This window comes from Grimontia marina (genome assembly GCF_900060185.1).
Classification (GTDB): Bacteria; Pseudomonadota; Gammaproteobacteria; order Enterobacterales; family Vibrionaceae; genus Enterovibrio; species Enterovibrio marinus.
The window spans coordinates 106,193-129,557 of the sequence record NZ_FIZY01000008.1; the positions used below are offsets into that span (position 1 = coordinate 106,193).

The window sequence follows — 23,365 nt, forward strand, 5'->3', positions numbered from 1 at the left end:
TTTAAAGGATAGTTATGAATATTGCGCAACACATTGAACAATGGCGAAAAGCAGGGATAGTGCTATTCGTCAAGGATGGGAAATTGGGTGCTCGGTCTAAACCGGGTGCCATGACGCCAGACATTTCGCAACACATAAAGGCGAATAAAGACGCCATCATTCTGTTTTTAGAACAACTTGATACGGAGAAGTTGCTGTCTTTTGACGCTTCAGATGAGCTGCATGCCGTCGCATCTTTTGCACAGCAACGTTTCTGGTTGCTCCATCAAATTACAGGGGGCAGCCCTCACCACAATATAGCGTTTACACTCCCACTGGCCAGCGATACACAACTGCCCTTGGTTAAAGAGGCGATAAGCATTTTGGTCTCGCGACACGCCAGCCTTCGGACATATTTCTACGCCGAGGAGGATACGCTGTTCCAAAAGATTGATGATCATTGTGTCCCAGGGCTAACCATCAGAACCGTGAGTAATGACACTGCGCTTTTTTCAGCCGTGAATGCTCACCATCAAACCACGTTTGACTTATGTCAGGCTCCGCTCATCAACTTGGCATTGTTTAAATCTGACGAAGGTCGAATCCTACTCTCGGTAGTCATGCATCATGCCATCGGGGATGACTGGTCAACGGCAATCCTCGGCAAAGAGTTTTTGGCAGCCTACCAAGCATTGGAGAACAACCGTCCTCCTGCCCTGCCTGAGATTAAGCATACATATGCCGACTACGCGCGCTGGCAACACAAAACGTTTTTTGACAATGGAAAGCCCTCAAAAAGGCTTCAAGAGCATCTTAATTTTTGGCGACATGAGCTGGCAGATGCGCCGCGCGCGATACGGTTCCCCGTGGATGAACAAGCAGACAATTATCAATCCTATCAGGGTGAAAGAGCGACCCTCACCGTTCCCGATGCGTTAAGTCTCAAAGTGCGTAATTACGCAAAGCAAAACGGGGTCAGCATGTTTGAGTTAATGCTGGCGTCACTCAGTGCATTGATGTTTAAGTGGGCAAACACGCACGATGTTGTCATTGGCTCTGTCGAAGCAGGAAGAGAGCAGCAAGAAGTGATCAATATGATTGGCTGCTTTATCAACTTTCTGGCCATACGCACGCAATACCAAAACGATGACACTCTCGCTTCACTGCTTAAAAATGTACAAACTACGTTTAGTAAAATACGAAAGCATCAAACGTGTCCCTTTGATTTTATTGTTAATGAAATCAACCCAGTACGAGGCGGAAAAAGTCCGCTCTATAACGTTTCTCTTCGTTATCAAAACATCCAGTTGCTGGACACTTCATCCATCAATAGCGATACCGCACTGGACGATCTTTTGCCGGATGCCGTTAACGCTCAACTCGACCTAATGTTTTCGTTTATTGATATTGGCGAGAGTACCGCGTTGTGTTTGGACTACAACACAGCGATGTTTGAGCCAACGTTGGCGAAGGCTCTCCTTGAGGACTACTGGAAGATCATTCTCACTTTCGTCGATAGCGACAACACGACAATCAGTAACCTCGCGCTAAGCAATAAATTACTGGCCTACTCAGAGCCATCAACCTATCTTCTGGGTAATTTTTCCGTTGAACCGATGCAACCTTCACTCGCGTTTTGGCACGATAAACTCGATTTTGTGCATCAATGGAAATTTGGACCTTTCAATCAGATACAACAAGAGTTGCTAAACCTAAATAGCGCGTTGTACTCAGACTTGACGGCAAACAGTGCCATTTTACTTAATTGGGAGAGCTGGCTCGTGGGCGGCCAACCGCTAGAGTTTGCTCAAACACAGAGCAGGCAGCTTCTCCAAATCATCACCCAGCAGGCAAAGCACTTAAAGCCTTGTCATATTGTATTTGGCCCACTGTCATCAAAAGTGGCTGAGGCATACAGTCAGCAGATTGCTGAGCTCGAAAACGAGTTCGTCAGCCAATTGGCAAACATTCGTCACATTTCGGTCACCCCAAATTCAACGTTATCAGCGTTATATCCTGTCAGTAATGCGTTTGATGAAGACAGCTTCAAGTCCGCCAACATCGCCTACACACCCGAAGGCTATGCCGCGCTTTCAACGACTATCATTCGAACCTTGTACCGTCCGAAAAAGGAACAAACCAAAGTTCTGGTTTTAGATTGTGACAATACTCTCTGGCAAGGTGTTGTAGGAGAGATTGGCGCAGAAAAACTTGCGGTCACCGAACCGTTTAAAGCGATTCAAACACTGGCATTATCGCTGAAAAAGAAAGGTGTTCTTCTCGCTTTATGCAGCAAGAACGAAGAAATGGACGTGTGGAATGCCTTTGACCACACACCCGACATGCTTCTGGTCAAAGAGGACATTACCACTACCCGAATTAACTGGGCATCTAAGTCCGAAAACATCCGCGCTATCGCGGCTGAACTCAACCTTGGTTTAGACAGTTTTGTATTTATTGATGACGACCCAGTGCAGTGTGCTGAAGTCACCGCAAACTGCCCAGAAGTCCTCGTTTTGCAAAGACCCAAGCTGGACACCATTTCAACGTGGCTCGCCCATTTATGGGTATTTGATGCCGCATTGTCTGATGAACTCGCGTCTGATCGCACCACACAATACAAACAAAACCAGAAACGAAACAAATATAAAGCAGCGGCAAAAACCTTCGCGGAATATCTCGCGTCACTGAACACTGTTATCACTTTCTCGCCAATCGAAGAAGGTAATTTGCCACGCGTGTCGGAGTTGAGTCTGAGAACGAACCAGTTTAACACCAGCTTACGACGATATGACGAAGCAACATTGGCAAAACGCTTCAACAGCAATCAGCTAAAAGGGTTTGTTGTCAGAGTCTCCGACATATTTGGCGATCTTGGCATTGTTGGTGCAGTTCTTTGGGAGAAACAAGACACCCAGTTTTGCCTCGACAGCTTCCTGCTCAGTTGTCGTGCTATGGGCCGTGGCGTCGAGCACAAAATGATGGCGTACTTTGGTGCCATCGCCGGCCACCACACATGCACTATTCCCGTCGCCGTTGGAGAGCGAAACACGCCAGCACGAAACTTCCTTTCACACATCGGCGTTTATCCCGAATCAACAGGGATCAGCGGAGACACCCTCGCACAAATTGAGTTCGATGCAACCAAAGCATCGAGCGACGCTTCAACGACGGCTAAAGGCACTAACGAAAACCAAAACGTAAAAGAACTAAAACTCCCCCTCTCTTCTTGGTCTGCAAGTGCCCTTCATTTCGACATAGCTAAAATTGTTGAAGCAAGCGGAACTCGCGCATCAGCGTTGGGGACATCTAAAACGTATGTTGCGCCAACGACAGAAATCCAAAAATTATTGTGCGACGAAATCGCGGCGTTGCTGCAAATACCAAAAGTAGGGCTAAAGGATAACTTCTTCTCTTTGGGGGGAAATTCAATTCAAGCCGTGCAATTTCAATCCATCCTTACCAAAAAAGGCATAAGCTTCGCGTTACCTCTCTTGTTCGGCGAACACGATTTAGCATCTCTGGCGGTAAGTATTAAAGACGAGTCAAATCAGAACACTCTACCGTCGGCCACGAACAATATTGCCTACGATATCGGCTTTAATGATCACTGGCTATTTAGGCGGCCACAGAGGAACCATTGGAACGTGTCTGAGCTTTTTGTCGTGCGCGAAGACTTTGACCCAACCAATGCCAAAAAGGCCATCGTTGCCATCCTTCAACATCATGAGGGCCTGCGACGCGTATGGCGATACGAAGACGGAACTTGGCACCAGCACTATCAATCTTTGGAGGACATGAAAGACTGGTGTCTTGAATACGACTTTTCACATCTGGACTGCATTTCCCAAACGGTTGAATTGGAACAAGTCTGTACAGCATTGCAAAAGCAATTAGACATTGAAAAACAGCTGTTTTACGTCGTTAGATTTAAACTAGGCAATGAAACCCCTGGCAGGATATTTCTCGTTTTTCATCACCTCGTTGTTGATGGCTATTCACTAGGTGTTCTCAAAGAAGATCTTATGCTGGCCTATGGTCAACTGACAGCGAGGCAACCCGTTTTACTCCCGCGCACACAAACACAATTAAATCAGTTTATAGAACACCAGTTAGCACGAGCGAAAGCATCAGCTCCTGAGTATATCGAGAACTGGTTGAGTAAAGATTGGACGACGTGCGCGAACATCGATGACGTGTCGCTTCGCAATGCGAACGAACATAGCCTTGTAGAGCCCGAGTTGATTACTACGCAATTTGATGACGAACTCTCGGACCTGCTTGAGAAAGTCATCCAAAAAAACCGTTTCGATATAGAATCTCTGGTAATAAGTGCCCTCTCTCTTGCCTATCAGACTTGGACAAAGGGAAACAAAGCCTTCCTCTGTATTACACGTAACAACAGAGCGCACGAAGGTTTCAATTTAAGTCGCACCGTAGGTTGGATCTCCCGATATGATTTCGTCTACCTTGACCAACCGCAGTCTCATTGCATAGAAAGCTACCTGAGCGTCGTATCGAAGCAGATTTCGCAGGCTGAAAAACCAAGTCAGGCTCTGCAATACGCAAGATTTAAAGACCCACACTTAGCAAAGATGATTGCACCCATTCCCGAACACAATATTGAATTTAACTATGTGCCAAAAGCAAATTCGGTAGAAGATGCCCAAGATACGCTGGCACCTGAAAATAAAGGTAAGGAAGAAGGTCTGCATCCACCGACATTCGCGCCGTTTGGAAAACTGAGCTCGGAAAATGGCAAGTTAACCTTAGTGTGGGGATACAGCCCTGCCATGTATTCCAGAGAGGACATTCGCTTGTTCTCTTCACTACATATTCAACAAATTAGAAAACTCGCAAGAACGCTGCTAGATGGTAGCCATAAGTGATAAAGAAGGAGAATCGCTTGAAATCAGTCAACGCAGGGACGCTAACGAACAGTGATTGGTTTGTTATTCCATCACCAAATGCCAACGCGACAATGAGATTGGTTTGCTTCCCTTATGCGGGGGGAAGCGCAGCTAACTATCAAAGCTGGGTTAAACGACTCCCCGAATTCGTAGAGCTCGTCATTGTGCAACCTCCAGGGAGAGCATCAAGATTGTTGGAGCCAGCCATTTCAACAATGCCTGAAATGATGAAAGCACTACTGACATTTGAACGCGAACTTACCGAGAAGCCTTACGTATTGCTTGGGCACAGTTTAGGGAGTCGAATAGCGTTCCAGTTTGCAATCGAAGTCATTCAAAGAGGGGGAACGCCTCCTCTGCATTTTATTTCCTCCGGAAGCCGTGCGCCTCATACCCCAAAACTCAGCGAGCGGATTTGCGACCTGCCTGATGACGTATTTCTTGAGAAAATAGAGGCAATGAACGGCACACCAGTAGAAGTCATGCAAAACAAAGAATTGATGTCATTACTGCTGCCAATGTTAAAATCCGATTTTACCATTGCGGATAACTACATCGCTGCCAAAGAAGCTTTACCCTGCTCTATCACTGCATTTTCAGGCGACTCTGATACGCAAGTTACCAAGGAACAATTGATTTCTTGGTCAGACCTAACGACACGTGATTTTAATTACGCATATTTTGACGGCGGGCATTTCTTCATTAATTCGGATTATAAAAACGTTACAAATCTCGTTAGTGAAATTTTAAAAAAAGTCCATTTTTGAACAAAACTGATAAACACATAAAAACCCACAAATCAAATAAAAATCCATTGCATTAAATTAGCCATTTAGGATCGACATGAACAATAAGTACACCCAATTATTTGAGCCTAAAACAAACTTAGATAGAATAAAAAACAAAGATGACCCATCAACTCAGTTAATCCAAGATTTCGCTCATCTTGAAAATAGTTTACTTGATCAAGCTCAAATTGGTGTGGAGGACTACCTCCAATTTCTAGATAATAACGTCATACCTTTTACTATCGATGTGTCGTCACCACGATATATTGGCCACATGACATCCAGACTTCCCAACTTCATTCCTGAGATAGCCAAAATGATCACTAGAATGAACCAAAATGTGGTGAAAGTCGAAACATCAAATATTCTAACAAAGTTAGAACGACAGGTGCTGTACACATTTCATAAACTGTTTTTTGATTTACATTCATCTTGTTACCCTAGCAATATTCATGATGAAGCTTCAGTGTATGGAACGATCACCAGCAGTGGTAGCATTGCTAATATGACCGCAATGCTTTATGCAAGAAACAGAAAGCTCATTGAGTTAGGCATAACAAAATCCGAACTAAAGAAAAAGGGATTTCATAAGTGTCTTCAATTACTAGGGTTTAAAGAAGCCGTTATTGTTGGAACCCGGCTAATGCACTACTCATTCAAGAAATCCGCCAATATACTAGGCATTGGCGAGGATGGAATACTGCATGTAGACACAGACGACAATAATCGTATGTGTGTTGAGGATTTAAAGTCAAAACTCGAGACATGTAAAAAAGAGAATGTCTTCGTGATATCGTTGATCGGTATAGCAGGTGCGACTGAGACTGGCGCAATTGACCCTCTTCTTTCTCTTCGTGAAATTTCAAACTCATATGGTATTCACTTCCATGTTGATGCAGCTTGGGGTGGTGGGTTTATATTCTCCGACAAGTACAAACATAAGCTCTCAGGCATTCACTCATCAGACTCCATCACTTTTTGCGCACATAAACTGTTATATTCAGCTCAAGGAGCAAGTATGTGCTTATTCAGAAACATGAATGATGCAGACTGTTATTCAACGACTGCAAGCTATCAGTCACAACCTGGAAGCTTAGATCTAGGTCAATTTTCTTTAGAAGGATCGCGAGCAGCTAATTCACTTCTTATTCACGCTCTACTTAGAATTGTCGGCAAAGAAGGCTACTCTTATCTCATAGAAAAGTCGATGCAAAATACCGAACACTTAAAAAACACTATAAGATCAGAAGTATCTTTCCAATTATTAAAATCATGTGATTTAAATATCGTAAACTTTAGGTATATACCTTCCAGATTACAAAACACTTTACTTTCAGAAACCGACAATGCTGAAATTAACAAAATTAATGAAAAGATACAGGAGAGGCTATTTAATTTGAATGGCTGCTTTGTATCAAAAACTTCTCTCACTGAGCATAATATTTCGAAAGAGCCAATTACTGTTTTCAGGGTCGTCATATCTAATCCACTAACCACTACCGAGGACATCGACAGTGTCATTACGGCCATATTAAATGCTGCTAACGTTTTTGATCAGGAAAGCAAATCCAACAATGTCAACCATTTTGTCGAGGAAAGTGCTGTGTGAGTTCATCGTTCATTTTTAGAGCGCACATTGAAGATATTCTTCAAGAAGGAAACAGGAAGAGAACAATCAAAAATGAGTGAGCGTCTAATTGAAGAAATAGGTCTTTTTCAGGAGCATCGAGCTATTGGGGTTGAAGTATGGTGGTGTCGATTTAACAGCCTTCATCTAAACCAAAATCTGGGTTGCTCACTGAATATAGATATACCTGATGACATACGCCGATCAGTGCCAAAACGGCAAGCAGAATATATGGCGGGGCGAATTCTTGCGCGACAGGCCTTAGCCTCTATAGGTTCAAATTCTACTGAGGTCACACGAAACGTGGACAGGTCACCAGGATTTCCTAAAGGCATTTCTGGTTCGATTTCACACACTCGTGATCAAGCATTGTGTGCAGTAACAAGTAATAATGCTATCAACTTTCTGGGCGTAGATATCGAAGATCTCTTATGCCACAAAACGGCAAACGACCTCTCCAACCACATCATGAATACAAGAGAATTGAAGTTTCTTAACGAGTGTAAACTGTCTTTTAGGCAGTTTGCGACTCTTGTATTTTCAGCAAAAGAAAGCATCTATAAAGCCATTTACCCCTATATCAAAGACGTTATTGGTTTTGAAACCTCTGAGGTAATTGGGATTAGCGAGAATCATATTGAATTAGTGCTTGATGAAAGAATTGGGAAACTGCTACCTCAGTACTCGACATTTAGTTGCCAATTCAATATGACAGAGGATCACGTCATCACTCTTGTTGCCCAGTAATCCTTTAGTATCGGTATTATCCAAAACAATGTTACCTCTGGACCTCCCTTTTTGGTGATGGCAGTCTAAGGAAAGCCAAATGCTGTCTAACTCTAAAGTGTCTTTCATGTTGGTGATAATGCAGTGATATTTTCCAAAATTTACCTTTTAACAAGATGATTAACCAACGAATAGCACAAAAGCCGCTGACTTTCATCAGCGGCTTTTCGTATTCAATTCACCTATCGCGTATTAGTTCGCAAACTCAGCAGCTTGTGATGCAATCACGAATTCTTCGTTGGTTGGAACAACAATCGCCACAGCACCCAGAAGCTCAGATTTTGCAATAACGCCACCGTTACCAAAGCGAGCTGCTTCATTGCCAGCTTCGTCTTCGACAAAACCCAGAAGCTTGAGGTTCTTCAGGATTTCGCGACGGATAGGCAGTGAGTTCTCACCGATACCACCGGTAAAGATGATTGCATCGATACTATCCAGTGGAATCATGTAAGAGCCGATGTACTTGGCAACGCGGTAGGTAAACACTTCAAACGCCAGTTTGGCACCTTCGTGACCACTTTCCATTGCTTCCAGAATGCCACGAGCATCGGAAGTCAGGCCAGAAACACCCAAGAAACCAGATTTCTTGTTTAATGCCTCAAACACTTGCTCCTGACTCCAGCCTTTCTTCAGTAAGAATTCGATGATACCTGGATCTAAGTCACCACAACGAGTACCCATCATCAGGCCAGACAGCGGAGTGAAGCCCATGGAGGTATCAACAGACTGACCGTTACGAACCGCGCACACCGATGCACCATTACCTAGATGAACAGAAATGAAGTTCGCTTCATCAACGTTTTTGTCCAGCTGTTTTGCTGCTTCTCGGGTCACAAAGTAGTGGCTGGTGCCGTGGAATCCGTAACGGCGGATACCATAGTCTGTGTATAGCTCGTTTAATATTGCGCCAGTAAACGCTTTTTGAGGCATTGTTTGGTGGAACGCGCTGTCAAACACAGCAACCTGTGGCAGCGCCGGGAAGGCTTTCATCGCTGCGCGGATACCCATTACGTTTGCTGGGTTGTGCAGCGGAGCCAGATCGCTCAACGCTTCGATTTCTGCCAGAACATCTTCATTCAGACGTGTCGCAGCAGCGAACTTTTCACCGCCGTGAACCACGCGGTGACCAATTGCAACCAGTTGGCCACCAACATTCATACTCTCCACCAACTCTACAATAAGGCTTACTGCTTTTTCGTGATGGTTACCACCCTGTTCCAGCATGGCTTCTTGCTTGTCTTGTCCTTCTCGTTTCCAGCTAATGCGCGCATCTTCAAGACCGAAGCACTCACCCAGACCAGACAAAATGGCTTCTCCGGTTTGTGCGTTCATCAATGCGAATTTAAGAGAGGAACTGCCCGCGTTAAGGACAAGTACTAGTGAATTGCTCATGAAAAATCTCGTTGGCAAATGGGTGTAAGACTCGAATTCGAAGCCCATTATTAAATTAATTTTGAACAATTCAACTTTTATTTGAATGAGAGGCGTTTTTTTGGCGTTTTACTGTTTCAGATCAAAAGTGGGCCGCTGACGCACAGAAAATAGGCACTTTAGGGCAACGCAAACGCAACGAAACAGGCCCCAGTATTAGGAGCCTTTTTCATTGAAGAGGTTAACGCTGGCTAAGCCATGGTGAGCAGGGATTTCCCCAGTAGCCACTCCAGATCTTTTTCGAATTCTTCACCATATCGGTTACAACAAACATCATGCAGTTTTCTACTCGCATGGCTGGTAAACTCAACAGCGTTTTCCGACGAAACTGTGTGCAGAAAAAAGAGGCGAAGAACAGCAATGAAGCGATTGTCTGAACGAAGTGCAGTCAACCAACTTTCTATAAAAGAGCGCTTATCGCCTTCCAAATCCAATCTATCAATCAGGATACCTAACAGCCTGTCATCGAGACGGGTAATGAAATCCGTCTTCTTCGGAAAATGATGGCTAATCCCCGTTCTTGAAATCCCCGTTTGTTGGCTAAGCGTGGTGTACGACATCTTGTCATACCCCAAGGTAACCAACTGATCGACCACTGCATCCAGAATTAACCTGATGGTTACCTCTGTATCTTCTTTGCTTCTCTTTGGCATAGTTTTATCCCTGTTTTTTGGCTTCCGTAAGCTTTAACAATCAAGACATCACTACTACCGCTGTTAACGCTATTGTTGGTATGTATTTCACGTACGTAGAGCTTGATTATATTGAAAGTAAAAAGGGTTTACCGACTACCGACCCTTAACGTAACAGTCTTAAAGATAGTACATTCGTATAGTTTATGAGCCAATTAAGTATAAAAAAATGAGAAGCGTGAAGGGTATTACATAAGGTGGACCAACAAGTGTTGTTGAGGTGTAACACACTGAAACGAAAATGCTATTTTTGTCAGTATAACCACAAACAAGAGTGGTACAGCGTTACATGCATCAAAATTTGAACAAGCGTTTGAATGAATCGCTTGACCATCGTCCCTCAAGACACCTAATTTAACATGCTAGTAACATACAATTAAAAATAACCTCTTTTCCCTACTGCTAAACGGGGTCCTTTATGGCTCAACAAAAACCATATCTACAAATGCTGCGCTGGGCCGAAGAACGCCCAAATGAAATTTTCCTGAGACAGATCATTAATCGCAAGTTTACCGACTTCACCTATTCAGACGTAGTCGACCAAGCTTTGCGTATCGTCACTGCTCTGCGCAGTATGGGCCTTGAGCCAGGAGACCGCGTTGCTCTCATCTCAAAAAACTGTGCTGAATGGTTTACCGCTGATCTTGCCATGATGCTTGGCAGCTACATTAGCGTGCCAATTTTCCCAACCGCCGGATCAGAAACCATCTCCCATGTGCTTGACCACAGCGAATCAAAAGCCCTGTTTGTAGGCAAGCTTGATGACACCCAAGCGCTTAAAGACTCTTTGGCTGAGCGGTCAGACATTCCAACCATTGCTTTCCCCTACCCAACCATCAATTGCGGTTACGACTGGAAAGACTTGGTTGTCCAAAATGATCGCGCGGATGTCAAACCGGATCATCAAGATGACGAACTGATGTCTATCGTATACACGTCTGGTACTTCAGGCTTACCAAAAGGTGCCATGCTGAGTTATGGCACACATGCTTGGTCTGCGCAGCAACTGATCAATCACATTGGCATGCGTGAAGGTGAGCGTCTGTTTTCTTACTTGCCGCTGGCACATATCACAGAACGTGTGTATATCATGGCAACCGCGATGAATGCAGGTATCTGCACTGCATTCCCAGAGTCTCTTGATACCTTTATCGACGACGTGAAGATGCACCGCCCTACTTTGTTTATTTCGGTGCCTCGTTTATGGACCCTATTCCAGCAACGAATCCAAGAGAAGTTGCCCGATAGCAAACTCAATATTCTCCTCAAACTGCCGCTCATTTCTGGCCTGATTAAGAAGAAAGTGGCCACAAATCTCGGTTTGGATCAGGCTCGGGTCTTAGGTTGTGGTTCTGCACCTGTTTCAGCCGCGCTTCTTCGTTGGTATGAAAAGCTTGGGCTCAATATCACTGAAGCGTGGGGCATGACTGAATCTTACGCATATAGCACCCTCAACTACCCATTCCGCGCTGATAAAATAGGCACAGTTGGTAGCCCAGGCCCCGGCGTAGAAATCAAAATCGCACAAGACGAAGAAATCCTGGTTCGCAGTAAAGGCCTGTTTGCCGGTTACTACAGAAATCCGGAAGCTTCTGCCGAAACTCTTGTAGAAGGATGGCTGCACACAGGGGATATCGGCTTCCTTGATAATGAAGGCTTTCTCACCATCCAAGGGCGTAAAAACGATACCTTCAAGACAGCAAAAGGGAAATTCGTTGCTCCAGTGCCAATTGAAAAACGCCTTTTCGAGCTCAGCAATATAGAGATGATGTGCCTCGTAGGCTCAGGCATGCCTGGCCCTGTTTTGCTGGCACTACCTCATCACTTCCCGGACTTTGACCGTGAGCGCTATGAGCGTCGAGTGAAGCATGTGATTGACACTATCAACGGTGAGTTGGAATCGCACGCGAAAATTCGAGGCGTATTGATGATTAAAGAGCCTTGGAGCATTGAGAATGGTCTGCTGACACCAACCCTCAAAATCCGTCGTCATATGCTTGAGAAGAAATATCATGATGTTGGTGCAAACTGGCCATCAGGTACTCTGGTTCAATGGGAAGACTGAACCCATAGTGAAAAAGCGCGGATTTAGGTCCGCGCTTTTTTGTTTGTATACCATCCAAAATGATGGTCAAACGCAAGCCATCCTACTTAAAATTCTCTTATAAAAACCCTACTTTTCTGATGACTATATGTAGTAATATTACTTAAATAACAGCATGCAGACGCCTTAAGTTTACGACTAAGTGCGGCTGCTATTGAGAGAGTAAGCGATGAGCCAAGAAGAATACCAAGTATGCGATGCATGCGGTGTAACAGCAGAAATGGGCTTTGTTATCGGCGAAGGTGACGAAGTCGCAGAAGTAGAAATCTTCGTCAAAGACAAAGCTTCAGCTGTTGCTGAATTTCAACGTTATCTGGATCTAGCAAAGCAGGTGAACGACGAGGTTATGCATGACTTAGACGAAGATGCCGAGCTTTCACTTGATCCACTGACAGTAAAACTGAAGTTTGAATGCAGTGCAGAAAAGCTCATTTTCGAATTGCGCAGTCGCTCACTGTAATTCGTTTTAAAAAGCCGCGTTCACACACGCGGCTTTACCTTATATAGCGATTATGACTCTAACGACATCATAAAGACTCTGTTGCGGCATTAACTTCGTCTGCACCTAGTGATTCGATCACCGCTTCCAGTTTTGTGACTGCAGCCTCGTACTCGAATTTGCGAATGGCACCTTCTACACTGGTAAGATCAACACTCATACCCTTCGAGCTCTCTTTGATACCGGCAATAAAATCAACGGCTTGTGTATCAAAATTGTTGAGCAGGATCTTAAGCTGTTCAAGTTCGATGCGGAATTCTCTAGGGGTATAACCTCCGAACTCCTGAGCTTGATCTTCCACCTCGTTTTTAGGCTCTTCATCAGGGATGTAGGTTCTAATTTCCTGCAAACACTGTTCGATTTTATCGAGCAGCGAAGCTTCCATTTGAAGATCAGACCCTGCCTGATCTTCTAAGTTGCCCGCTAACACAGCCAAACCCTTAGCTGACACGTTAGATGCTGCACCTTTCAACGAGTGAGCGAACAGTTCTACATCTTCACGCTCTTCATTTGCGATTTGCTGTCGAACTGTCTCAATTACCACGAGTTTGGTTTCAGTGAATGCAGTAATGACTTTCCAGTAAGCATCAACATTACCACCAATACGGGTGATACCCTCTTTCGCATCTAACACCAAAGGATCGATATGATTGAGATTACAGTCTGAAGGTTGGTCCTTTTTCATACCATTGAGTGCAATGGATGTTTTCACTGTCTGCTCTGACACGGATGCCCAGCGCTGAATCGATTTGATCAACTCTTCTACGTCTATCGGTTTAGAAACGTGATCGTTCATACCCGCTTCTTTACATTGCTTCACATCCCGTTCCATAGCGTTTGCGGTCATGGCAACGATGGGTAAACTAGCAAGGGCTTCTACTTCTCGAATCTTGCGTGTTGCCGTCAAGCCGTCCATCACAGGCATTTGCATATCCATAAGAACGATATCAAACTTATCTTCCTGCACCTTTTCCAGCGCAACTTGTCCATTTTCAGCCACTTCAATGGTTGGGTTGAATTGCTCCAAAATACCTTTTGCAACTTCTTGATTGATCACATTGTCTTCCACAAGAAGTATCTTCAAACCCGTAAAGTCAACTTCCTCTGTTTTGTCTTTCTCAGCTTCGTGGCAGTTTGTCAGCTTCATTTCTTCATGGCCAAATGCTTCCATCAGCGCATCGAACAAAGTCGAGGGGTTGATCGGCTTCACGATCGAAGCATCGAACACTTTCTGCACTTCTTCATTGATCAATCCTGAATCCTCACCGTAGGCGCTAGCAAGAATCACTTTCGGCATCTTGTTGAGGGGCTTATCGCGAATGAGTAGCGTGGCTTCATCACCATTGATGCCCGGCATTTTCCAATCCATCACAACCACATCAAAGCCATCATTGATCTTGTCGGCAGACTCTACTTCGGAAACCGCTTCTTCACCGTTTGAAACCGCTGCTACACGCAGTTCCAGATTATCCAATAGCGCATACATGATGTCACGCGACGCATGGTTGTCATCAACCACCAATACTCGCTTGTCATTAAGAATGGTGGCACGTGCTACCTTTTCCTTGATGCTGGATTCACTTCGACCACATCGGATGGTAAACGAGAAAGTTGAGCCCTTACCTGGCTCACTTTCGACCCAAATTCGGCCACCCATGAGCTCAACAAAACTCTTAGAAATGGTTAGGCCCAAACCGGTACCACCATATTTGCGGGTAATCGAACCATCAGCTTGCGAGAACGACTGGAACAGCCTTCCCAATTGGTCATCGTTCATACCAATACCGGTATCTTCAATATCAAACTGAATCTCAATGATTTCATCAGCATCAGTAACCTTATGGGCACGAATAATGATTTCGCCCGTCTCAGTAAACTTCACTGAGTTACCGGTTAAGTTAATGATGATCTGCCCTAAACGAAGTGGGTCACCCACCAGATCATCAGGAAGGTCAGGGTCAATATCAAAGATAAGCTCCAGATCTTTCTCTTTTGCCTTTATGGAAATAATGTTGCTGATGTTGTCCAGCACTTCGCTGAACCTGAATTCAGTGTGTTCAACCGTCAATTTACCGGCTTCAATTTTCGAGAAGTCGAGAATGTCGTTGATAATGCCAAGTAGTGACTTACCTGCTTTCTCTATATTGCCCACATAATTGCGTTGCTTATCACTCAAATCAGTCATCAATACCAAGTGAGACATGCCGAGAATCGCATTCATTGGAGTACGAATCTCATGACTCATATTGGCTAAGAATTCACCTTTCGCTTTACTCGCCTCAGTAGCCTGATCCTTTGCAGAAATCAGATCAGATTCGAGGCGTTTTTGTGTTGTTACGTCAACGAACAAGCCCACAATTCCTAATGGAACGCCATCACCGCCATAGTAGGTTGCTTCGTACACCGTGAGAATTCGAACATCGCCGCCAACGTTGGCCACCTCAATGTCGTATACCGTAGAACCCGGGTTATCGAGCAGCGCTTTTTCCTTTTCGATAAACATGGTTGCAACGTCATCAGCAAATAACTCTGGTGGTGATTTATCCACCACATCAACGTAAAAAAGTCCGAGAAAATCAGTGAACGCATCATTCACGCCGATGTAGTTACCTTTGGTATCACGGAAATATGTTGGATTCGGAATTGCATTAATGATCTGTTGATTAAGTTTGAGCTGCTCAGAAACACGTTGCTCAGCTTCCATTTGAAGTTCTGCGTTGCGGGTAAGCTGAATGCCTACTGCAAGGTCTTCCTGAACTTCATTGAGCCAGTCGTGTTCTTTATCAGATAGCAGACGCACTGAGCCAAGTTCAAGCACACCCACCATTTCGTTATTTACGATGAGCGGAATGAAATACATCTCACTAAGGGAAAGTCTGCCGACCGGCAAAGTCAGCGCGAACTGATCTCTGTCGTTACGTATTATCAGTACTTCTTTGGTAACCAAAATAGTGCGGTGGAATGAGAGCGTTTCTTTCTGCATATCCTCAGATTGCTCGTCAACACCTACACCACCTACAAGGCTCATGATATCTCCGCGGACGACGTAGAGAGCTGTGTAAGGCAACTCTAGGCGTTGGGAGAAAAAGTTCGCTACCTGGAAGCCAAGTTCGCCCATATCGGAGCAGCCACGAATCAGATCAGAGAACGCTTTGACTTGTCGACTAAACTCGAAGCGTTCAGCAATTTCACGTAATACTTCGTTTTGCGCGTGTGCAAGATCTTTCAATTCACCTTGCTTGTTGACGTCCAGCTTGAACTCAAATTCTTTGTTCCGAACTTTGCTGACTATAGTGCTGCGGATATTGTCTAGTGGCTTGAGGAATCTATACCAAAGTAGGGTTGTAGTGGTCAGCACAGCCAAAAGCAGCAAAAATGCCATCGATATGGTGATCCCTTCCATATTAACGCGCTGCTGATTGAGCACATCCAGCTCTTCAGCCGTCTGCTTATCTATCGCATCATAAAAAGCGCCAATGGGCCCCATGATTTTGCTCTTCTCATGACTGTAATCTGGGCCAAACAGCATTTTCTCTGCAAGTTCAGGATCAGGAATTACTCTTTCAATTCCTCGGGCTGTGCGCTTACGACCCTGAATGAGATCCATGGCGGTTTGCTCAATGCCAATCAGATCTTGTGAACGGGATAGTGCCTGGGTCAGAAAAGTCATATGGGATTCGCTGATCCCAGAATCTAGTAAGCGACTCATCAGCGAGGGATAGTCTGGACGAATCGGGATTTCGGGATGAACGACTTCATTGTTTGGATCGGATAATTGCGTCCAGTAATCGAAGTTATAACCATCTGGCATAGGAAGCTGGCCATCTCGAATGGCTTTGACTTGTTCAAAAAGGTAGCGCCAGCGATTGTTTGTTGTTACCGCATAGCTTCGAGCAAACTGAGTGAGAAGATCAGAACTTTGCTTTAACTCAATGACCAGCCGATATTGATGATAGCGCTGCTCGTAAATGGTATTCATTTGATTCGTTAGCTCATTAGATCGCACGTGCGCGAGGATGATTGCTACGCCGAGAAAAAGGTTTAATCCCATCAACGCGAAAAAGATGTGGCGTATAGATCTCATTTTCTATCCAAATTCTCTTAACAGTGACACTACCATCAAGTAAGAGTAGACCCCTCTTGAAGCTTGATAAAGTGAGAACGGACAAAAGCCATTTGCACTTATTGACTTATCTGTTAATAAATGGAGTACTGTTGGTGCACAAAGTTGAGTGTTCATATTTACGTCTAGCCCAAACATAGTATTACCAAGGAAAAAGGAAATCGGCGTAAAAACAAGGAGTAGTAGGAGTGACACCGATATTTAAAGGCACTGCAGCCATGTTAGTGGGGATTTCGATCCTTAGTGTTGACGCGCTACTCATTCGGCTGATTGAGGCATCAGGCTGGACATTGTTGTTCTGGCGAGGCCTATTGTCGGCACTCATCATCTCAACATTTTTGATAGCAACCAAACCATCCCAAACCATTGCCGCATTGAGAAAGCCATCCAAATCACTACTAGTTGGCTCTTTTGCTTTTTCCATATCAACAGTTTGCTTCGTACTTTCTATCGATCACACTCAAGTAGCCAGTACGCTCATCATCATCAATATCAGCCCACTCATCTCTGCTCTGCTCGCCTTTCTTTTACTCAAGGAGCAGGTTGACATTAGAACTATCATCGCCATTATTGCAGCCATGATTGGTGTCGGGTTTGTGTTCTACGGAAAGGCGATGCCTACGGCCTCTTATGGCAACCTGATGGCGCTGATAACAGCATTTATGCTCGCAACCTACTTTGTGATTCTGCGAAAAAGCAAAAGCGCCAATGCCCCGCTCTACTTGGTTCTAGGTGGAATTTGCACAGCGATAATCTCTCTAATAGCAGGCGCTGAGCCCTTGTCACTTACTCAGCAGGAATGGAAATACACTTTGCTACTTTGCTGTGTGGTAGTGCCGGTTTCCTTTGTGCTCATTTCTGTTGGGCCAAAGTATCTACCAGCCGCACACGCAAATCTCTTCATGTTACTTGAGGCTATTCTGGGGCCTCTGTTCGTGTGGGCTGTTCTTGGGGAGGTACCGAGTGACAATGTACTGCTAGGAGGCAGCATTGTGTTGTTGACCCTGGTGCTATTTACTTTGTCTGCTGCCAAAAAACACCGTGCATTAAACAAGAAGACCAGCTCGGTGTAAGCTAGGTTTACGCGTTCCGGGTTGTCATCATAGTCTCAGGCTCTGCCAGGCTTCGCACATGGTACGGAAGGTCGCCGCGTCCCCTTCAGGCCTGTCTGGGTGCCATTTCAACGCCATCTTGCGCCATTGGCGTCGGATTTCCGAATCAGAGGCATTTTCTGATAGTCCTAATGCTGCCAATGCATTACGACGTTCAACTGTGGTTTCACTGCAATGCCCCACGTGCTGTTGATAGCGCTTCCAGAATGAGCCTAACAATTCACGCACATCTTCAATCTGCGCATCATAGTTGGTCCAATCCATGTAGTAGCCACGAAGTGGGTCGCTGTGATTCACTTCATGCTGAACAAAGCCAGAACTCGCTCCTCGCCACATCAAACGGATGTCCATCGACTCCACCTGCAACCACTGATTTGGCAATAGCATTTCCTGCAATTGGTAAAGCGCATTCATGATAAGAAAATTACGCTTGAACAAGTCCAGTTGTGGATCATCGTCCAGATGGTCCATGATGGTATTCTTCTGCAGCTCTGCCATCAAATAGTGCACTTTCCAGCTCTGATTAGACGCCTCTAGTACACCCAAAATCGGCCAGATCAGTGGGTTATCAATATCATCCCGTTGTTCTGCAAGCATACAACTCTTTCTCCTTTCGACCTCATGTCGTACATATAAGACATTAATCCATAATCCTGTGAATCGCCTGCTTTATTGACGCTTTCTGCACGAAGTCACAGATGCCCACCTTCTGCCTCTAACAATTTTTACCTTTATTGACAGGAAGCTCACTTAAAAAGAAAGCACAAGTAATGCCAAGTTTTGAGACGTGAAGTTAAATAAACCGACAGACTTTACGACCTTTTGTCTAGCCTACTGACAAATAAAATAAAAAGGTCGGTGAACATCACCGACCTTACTTAAATCACCTACATTGCTGAACTTTTACCATCATCAATGCGGATTGCCACTTTTTTATTATGCAAGCTTTTTTACGCTATAACTCAGCGAATTAGCCTCGGTAGTAACGCTGAGGGACAAACGGCATTTTTTCGACGGTCATCGGCAACTTCTTACCTCGTACCTCTGCAAACACTTCAGTACCAATAACAGCATTGGCTGTTGAAACGTAGCCCATAGCGACTGGCTGACCTTTGGTTGGACCGAAGGTGCCACTGGTTACCACACCAATTTCATTATCGTCAGCATCAAACAGTACCGCGCCTTCTCGCACAGGTGCTTTGCTCGACCCCAGCAGACCAACACGTTTGCGAGATACGTCTTTAGTCGCAATTTGCTCAAGGATAATCTTTGCACCGGGGAAGCCGCCGGCACGCTCACCGTCAGCACGACGTGGTTTGCTTATTGCCCATAGTAGGCTGCCCTCTACCGGTGTTGTGTTGGTATCAATGTCATGCCCATAAAGACAAAGGCCACACTCGAGACGCAATGAGTCACGTGCGCCTAGACCAATCCATTCCACTTCTTCTTTCAGCAGCAGTCGGCGAGCAAACTCTTCCGCTTTATCTGCAGGAACAGAGATTTCGTAACCATCTTCACCAGTATAGCCAGAACGGCTAACCAAACACTCAATGCCCGCCAAATCCATTTTTGCAGCATCCATAAATACCATGTCAGCAACAGCAGGGTTCAATGCCGCCAAAACTGCTGCAGCTTCAGGGCCTTGCAGGGCCAGCAGAGCCCGATCTTCAATCGCTTCCAACTCAACATCCGCTGGAAGATTGGCGCGCAGGTGTGCGATGTCCTGCTCTTTACATGCAGCGTTGACAACCACAAAAAGGTGATCGCCGAAATTAGTCACCATCAGGTCATCCATCAGGCCACCTTGCTCATTGGTAAACAGTGCGTAGCGCTGCTTACCCTCGGGTAAATCAATGATGTCTACTGGTACCAGTGCTTCCAGCGCCTTTGCAGCATTCTCTCCATGCAGGCGCAACTGGCCCATATGAGAAACGTCGAACAGACCCACGTGTTCACGACAATGAATATGTTCTTTGCGCACACCGAGTGCGTATTGCACTGGCATATCATAGCCAGCGAATGGAACCATTTTCCCGCCCATTTCAATGTGAAGAGCGTGCAGTGGGGTTTTGAGTAGATCCTGAGACATGTTTCACTCCATGATCACGGCGTTTGCCGACTTGCTAAATAATCATCCGCTGACTCAGCGGGTTAATACCAATAACTACCTTCTTGATTCAGGATGCAGTCACCCAGAGAATCAAGGCGTCTTCTTCACTGAGTGAGGTGAGCATATGTCCCATCGCAGCGTCGTAATACACGCTGTCACCCTCATTCAGTTCAATTGCTTCATAAAATTCGGAGTAGAAAGCAATACTGCCCTCCAATACCAAAAGAAATTCTTCGCCATCGTGGCGAATCCATTCGTCGTACTCTTCAAACGAACGGGCTCGGACGCGGGATTTGAACGGGAACATTTTTTTATTGGTAAGTTGGGTAGCCAACAATTCATGCTCATAAGTACCTGTCGGTCTCGATTTCCCTTCTCCAGCACGGGTAACATCACGACGGCCTGTCGCCTGACGCGATTTTGGCGGTGCGAACAGTTGTGGAATATCAATCTTCAATCCTACTGCCAGCTTCTGCATTGCCTGAAACGTTGGGGAAATCTGTTCGTTTTCAATTTTAGAAAGTGTGGAGCGAGCAAGCCCTGTGAGCTTGCTGGCTTCTTCCAGCGTCAAACCGCTATTTGTTCGGATCTCTTTCAACCGTTCACCCAAACGCAGTGGCGAGATCGGCGCATCTGCTTGCACACTCGCTCTTTCAACGCTCACTGACGGGTACCCGACCTGTGCATCTGGCTCTGACATAGTTCGATTCTCACCTTGCTGTTATTGGGTTTAATCCCTAGAGGCGGTCATTTTTACACAGACAATACGATGACCGACATAGATAAGTTAACACTTTTAACAAAAAGTTTCCTATTGGAAACTCGGGCAATTCTGTACCACCTAATCGTATGGACGATAGCTATATTCCTTTGAATCTATCTCAATGCTCATTTTTCAGCAACAAATGGCATCCTTATTAGATGTCAATATAAGACTATGTTTTTAAATAATTATTTAGTTTACTTCGGATTTATTGTTTGCAATTTTAGTGTAAAAGAGTAAAAAGCAAACGTTTGCGTAGGCTGGGGATATTAAGGAAGTCGTATATTGAGCAAATTGTCATAAATGTTCGTCAGATCACATTAAGGGTTTCCTATAGGAAATTTTGTTTTGCAGGGCGCAAATACGTTTTGTATGTTACGCAAATGTTGAAGTGCAAATAACAATAAAACGCCACGCTTGCTATACCCAAAGTAATAAGCTCTTCAACATTACAACTGGGCATGCGATGGCAGGATAGTCATCAACCGGCACCCAAGCCAAGAACGGTGGTGCGTAACCTACAAAAGGCAAGGAGACGTGCAATGAGTCATAGCATGTTTGACCTGTTTAAAATTGGTGTTGGTCCATCTAGCTCACACACAGTGGGTCCGATGGTCGCCAGCGCAAGATTTGCAGCAGAATTGCGCGATAAATCAATTCTCCACAATGTGGAATCCGTGACAGTTGAGCTATACGGCTCGCTGGCATTAACAGGGAAAGGTCACGCCACTGATGTCGCGTGTGTCATGGGGCTGATGGGCGAATGGCCTGACAGCGTTAACCCAGATGATATCCCTACCATGACCAATATGGTTAAAGGCAGCAAGGAACTGCCATTGGACGGACACCGCTTCGTCCCCTTTGATTGGGATACAGATCTTATCTTCCACTTCGACAAAGTACTGCCGGAGCATCCAAACGGAATGACACTGACAGCAAAGAGAGGTCACGAAGAAGTACTGCTTTGTTGCACCTACTTCTCGGTTGGTGGAGGTTTTGTCGTAGAGAAAGGTGAAACGGATGCCCTAGCGTCAGATTTTGCTCCGCCGTTTCCCTTTAACAGCGCAGTAGAATTGCTTGAACATTGTGAAAAACAAAAAAAGAGTATCGCTGACATTATGTTTGCCAATGAGCTGGCGCGTGCAAAAGCGCAAGACAAAAAAGCAACCATGGAAACCGTCAACGAACAAATTGATGCTATCTGGCATGTCATGAACGCCTGTATTGAGCGTGGTATTGAGCAAGATGGTGTATTACCCGGCGGGTTGAAACTTAAACGCCGAGCGAAAAAGCTGCACGACTGCATCAAGAAAAAAGACCTGGACGGACTGCCAGTCGACACTAATGACTGGGTCAACATGTTTGCCATGGCCGTGAACGAAGAAAATGCAGCCGGAGGCCGTGTTGTCACGGCACCAACCAACGGCGCAGCTGGTGTTATTCCAGCGGTGTTGGCTTATTACAATAAATTTGTATCCCCCAACAACGCAGAAGGCATCAGAACTTTCTTAGCCGCCGCTGCAGCAATCGGTTCTTTATACAAGACCAACGCGTCCATTTCAGCAGCAGAAGTAGGTTGTCAGGGTGAAATAGGCGTTGCCTGTTCGATGGCCGCAGGAGGCCTGGCTGCCGCAATGGGTGCAACCTCTGCACAAATTGAAAATGCGGCGGAAATCGGCATGGAACACAATTTGGGACTGACATGTGACCCTATCAATGGTCTAGTTCAAGTCCCCTGTATTGAAAGAAATACCATGGGTGCGGTGAAGGCGATTAACGCCACCAGACTCGCGCTCAATGGTGATGGAGAGCACCACGTTTCGCTGGACAGCGTGATTAAGACCATGCACGAAACAGGACTCGACATGATGAGCAAGTACAAGGAGACCTCCCAAGGTGGACTGGCAACCAACGCAATCGCCATTAACGTTGTCGCCTGCTGAGAGAATGCTTGCCAGAAAGGAATATTAGACGGGTTCGGAGAAGCCCCCGGCACGTTCAATTTTTTATGCTGCATACCGCAGCGACGACTTAACTCGTTTCACACGGAGAAGTAAAAATGGATGCAACATTGAAATTTGCTGAGAGCCACGAGTGGGTAAAAGACAATGGTGACGGTACAGTGACTGTTGGTATTTCTGACCACGCACAACAGCTGCTAGGGGACGTCGTATTCGTTGACCTACCAGAAATTGGCACCGAAGTTGAAATCGGTGAAGGCTTTTCACTCGTAGAATCCGTAAAAGCAGCATCAGATATTTACGGCCCGGTAAATGGTGAAGTAGTAGAAGTTAACGAAGAACTGGAAGACAGCCCAGAACTGGTTAATGAAGCCCCTTTTGAAGGAGGATGGATTGCGAAGATAAAGCTCGCAGAAGACAGCAACCTTGATCATCTGATGAACGCAGAAGCTTATCAAGCAACTATCGAAGACTAATTCG

General features: G+C 45.3%; 15 protein-coding genes. 9 read left to right on the top strand and 6 right to left on the bottom strand.

All coding sequences use genetic code 11. The features are described 5' to 3' along the window. Positions 1 to 14: 14 nt before the first annotated feature. The 4 genes from GMA8713_RS06240 to GMA8713_RS06255 all read left to right on the top strand — a co-directional run bounded on the left by GMA8713_RS06240 (position 15) and on the right by GMA8713_RS06255 (position 8,051). Positions 15 to 4,868, top strand: coding sequence for an HAD-IIIC family phosphatase (locus tag GMA8713_RS06240; protein WP_062706919.1), 4,854 nt, complete (start codon positions 15 to 17; stop codon positions 4,866 to 4,868). Between the two features lie 17 nt (positions 4,869 to 4,885). Continuing rightward, positions 4,886 to 5,656 (top strand): thioesterase II family protein, encoded by a 771-nt coding sequence (locus tag GMA8713_RS06245; protein WP_232314374.1) that lies wholly within the window; start codon positions 4,886 to 4,888, stop codon positions 5,654 to 5,656. Between the two features lie 76 nt (positions 5,657 to 5,732). Next, positions 5,733 to 7,286 carry a pyridoxal-dependent decarboxylase gene (locus GMA8713_RS06250; protein WP_062706922.1) on the top strand — a complete coding sequence of 518 codons (1,554 nt, stop codon included), beginning with the start codon at positions 5,733 to 5,735 and terminating at the stop codon, positions 7,284 to 7,286. A 27-nt stretch (positions 7,287 to 7,313) separates the two neighbouring features. Then, on the top strand, positions 7,314 to 8,051 hold the full coding sequence (locus GMA8713_RS06255; protein WP_157515508.1) for a 4'-phosphopantetheinyl transferase family protein: 738 nt from the start codon (positions 7,314 to 7,316) through the stop codon (positions 8,049 to 8,051). 231 nt (positions 8,052 to 8,282) lie between these two features. On the opposite strand, the gene GMA8713_RS06260 is transcribed toward GMA8713_RS06255, so the two are convergent. After that, positions 8,283 to 9,482, bottom strand: a complete 1,200-nt coding sequence (locus GMA8713_RS06260; RefSeq protein WP_062706926.1) for an acetate/propionate family kinase — start codon at positions 9,480 to 9,482, stop codon at positions 8,283 to 8,285. A 230-nt stretch (positions 9,483 to 9,712) separates the two neighbouring features. Beyond that, positions 9,713 to 10,174, bottom strand: coding sequence for a TetR/AcrR family transcriptional regulator (locus GMA8713_RS06265; RefSeq protein ID WP_002538662.1), 462 nt, complete (start codon positions 10,172 to 10,174; stop codon positions 9,713 to 9,715). A gap of 457 nt (positions 10,175 to 10,631) precedes the next feature. Here GMA8713_RS06265 and GMA8713_RS06270 point away from each other — a divergent pair, with 457 nt between their 5' ends. Both GMA8713_RS06270 and GMA8713_RS06275 read left to right on the top strand, forming a co-directional pair. Next, the gene (locus GMA8713_RS06270) at positions 10,632 to 12,278 is read left to right on the top strand and encodes an AMP-binding protein (protein ID WP_062706927.1); all 1,647 of its coding nucleotides are present in this window, start codon (positions 10,632 to 10,634) and stop codon (positions 12,276 to 12,278) included. 208 nt (positions 12,279 to 12,486) lie between these two features. Further along, the gene (locus tag GMA8713_RS06275) at positions 12,487 to 12,777 is read left to right on the top strand and encodes a DUF406 family protein (protein ID WP_062706929.1); all 291 of its coding nucleotides are present in this window, start codon (positions 12,487 to 12,489) and stop codon (positions 12,775 to 12,777) included. A 67-nt stretch (positions 12,778 to 12,844) separates the two neighbouring features. Here the strand turns inward: GMA8713_RS06275 and GMA8713_RS06280 are convergent, their stop codons facing one another. Continuing rightward, positions 12,845 to 16,867, bottom strand: a complete 4,023-nt coding sequence (locus tag GMA8713_RS06280) for a response regulator (RefSeq protein WP_198159464.1) — start codon at positions 16,865 to 16,867, stop codon at positions 12,845 to 12,847. 260 nt (positions 16,868 to 17,127) lie between these two features. Here GMA8713_RS06280 and GMA8713_RS06285 point away from each other — a divergent pair, with 260 nt between their 5' ends. Further along, positions 17,128 to 18,012 carry a DMT family transporter gene (locus tag GMA8713_RS06285; RefSeq protein ID WP_198159460.1) on the top strand — a complete coding sequence of 295 codons (885 nt, stop codon included), beginning with the start codon at positions 17,128 to 17,130 and terminating at the stop codon, positions 18,010 to 18,012. A gap of 27 nt (positions 18,013 to 18,039) precedes the next feature. Here the strand turns inward: GMA8713_RS06285 and GMA8713_RS06290 are convergent, their stop codons facing one another. The 3 genes from GMA8713_RS06290 to GMA8713_RS06300 form a co-directional block, all read right to left on the bottom strand. Next, the gene (locus GMA8713_RS06290; protein WP_062706933.1) at positions 18,040 to 18,648 is read right to left on the bottom strand and encodes a DNA-J related domain-containing protein; all 609 of its coding nucleotides are present in this window, start codon (positions 18,646 to 18,648) and stop codon (positions 18,040 to 18,042) included. A 373-nt stretch (positions 18,649 to 19,021) separates the two neighbouring features. Further along, positions 19,022 to 20,140: a glycine cleavage system aminomethyltransferase GcvT gene (gene gcvT / locus GMA8713_RS06295; protein ID WP_062706935.1), complete on the bottom strand. Its 1,119-nt coding sequence runs from the start codon at positions 20,138 to 20,140 to the stop codon at positions 19,022 to 19,024. 88 nt (positions 20,141 to 20,228) lie between these two features. Continuing rightward, positions 20,229 to 20,861 carry a helix-turn-helix domain-containing protein gene (locus tag GMA8713_RS06300; RefSeq protein ID WP_062706937.1) on the bottom strand — a complete coding sequence of 211 codons (633 nt, stop codon included), beginning with the start codon at positions 20,859 to 20,861 and terminating at the stop codon, positions 20,229 to 20,231. Between the two features lie 605 nt (positions 20,862 to 21,466). Here GMA8713_RS06300 and GMA8713_RS06305 point away from each other — a divergent pair. Together GMA8713_RS06305 and gcvH are read left to right on the top strand one after the other, a co-directional pair. Next, a complete protein-coding gene (locus GMA8713_RS06305; protein ID WP_062706939.1) occupies positions 21,467 to 22,867 on the top strand; it encodes an L-serine ammonia-lyase in 1,401 nt (466 codons plus the stop codon). Positions 22,868 to 22,983: 116 nt separating this feature from the next. Continuing rightward, positions 22,984 to 23,361, top strand: coding sequence for a glycine cleavage system protein GcvH (gene gcvH, locus GMA8713_RS06310; RefSeq protein WP_062706940.1), 378 nt, complete (start codon positions 22,984 to 22,986; stop codon positions 23,359 to 23,361). Positions 23,362 to 23,365 lie beyond the last annotated feature (4 nt).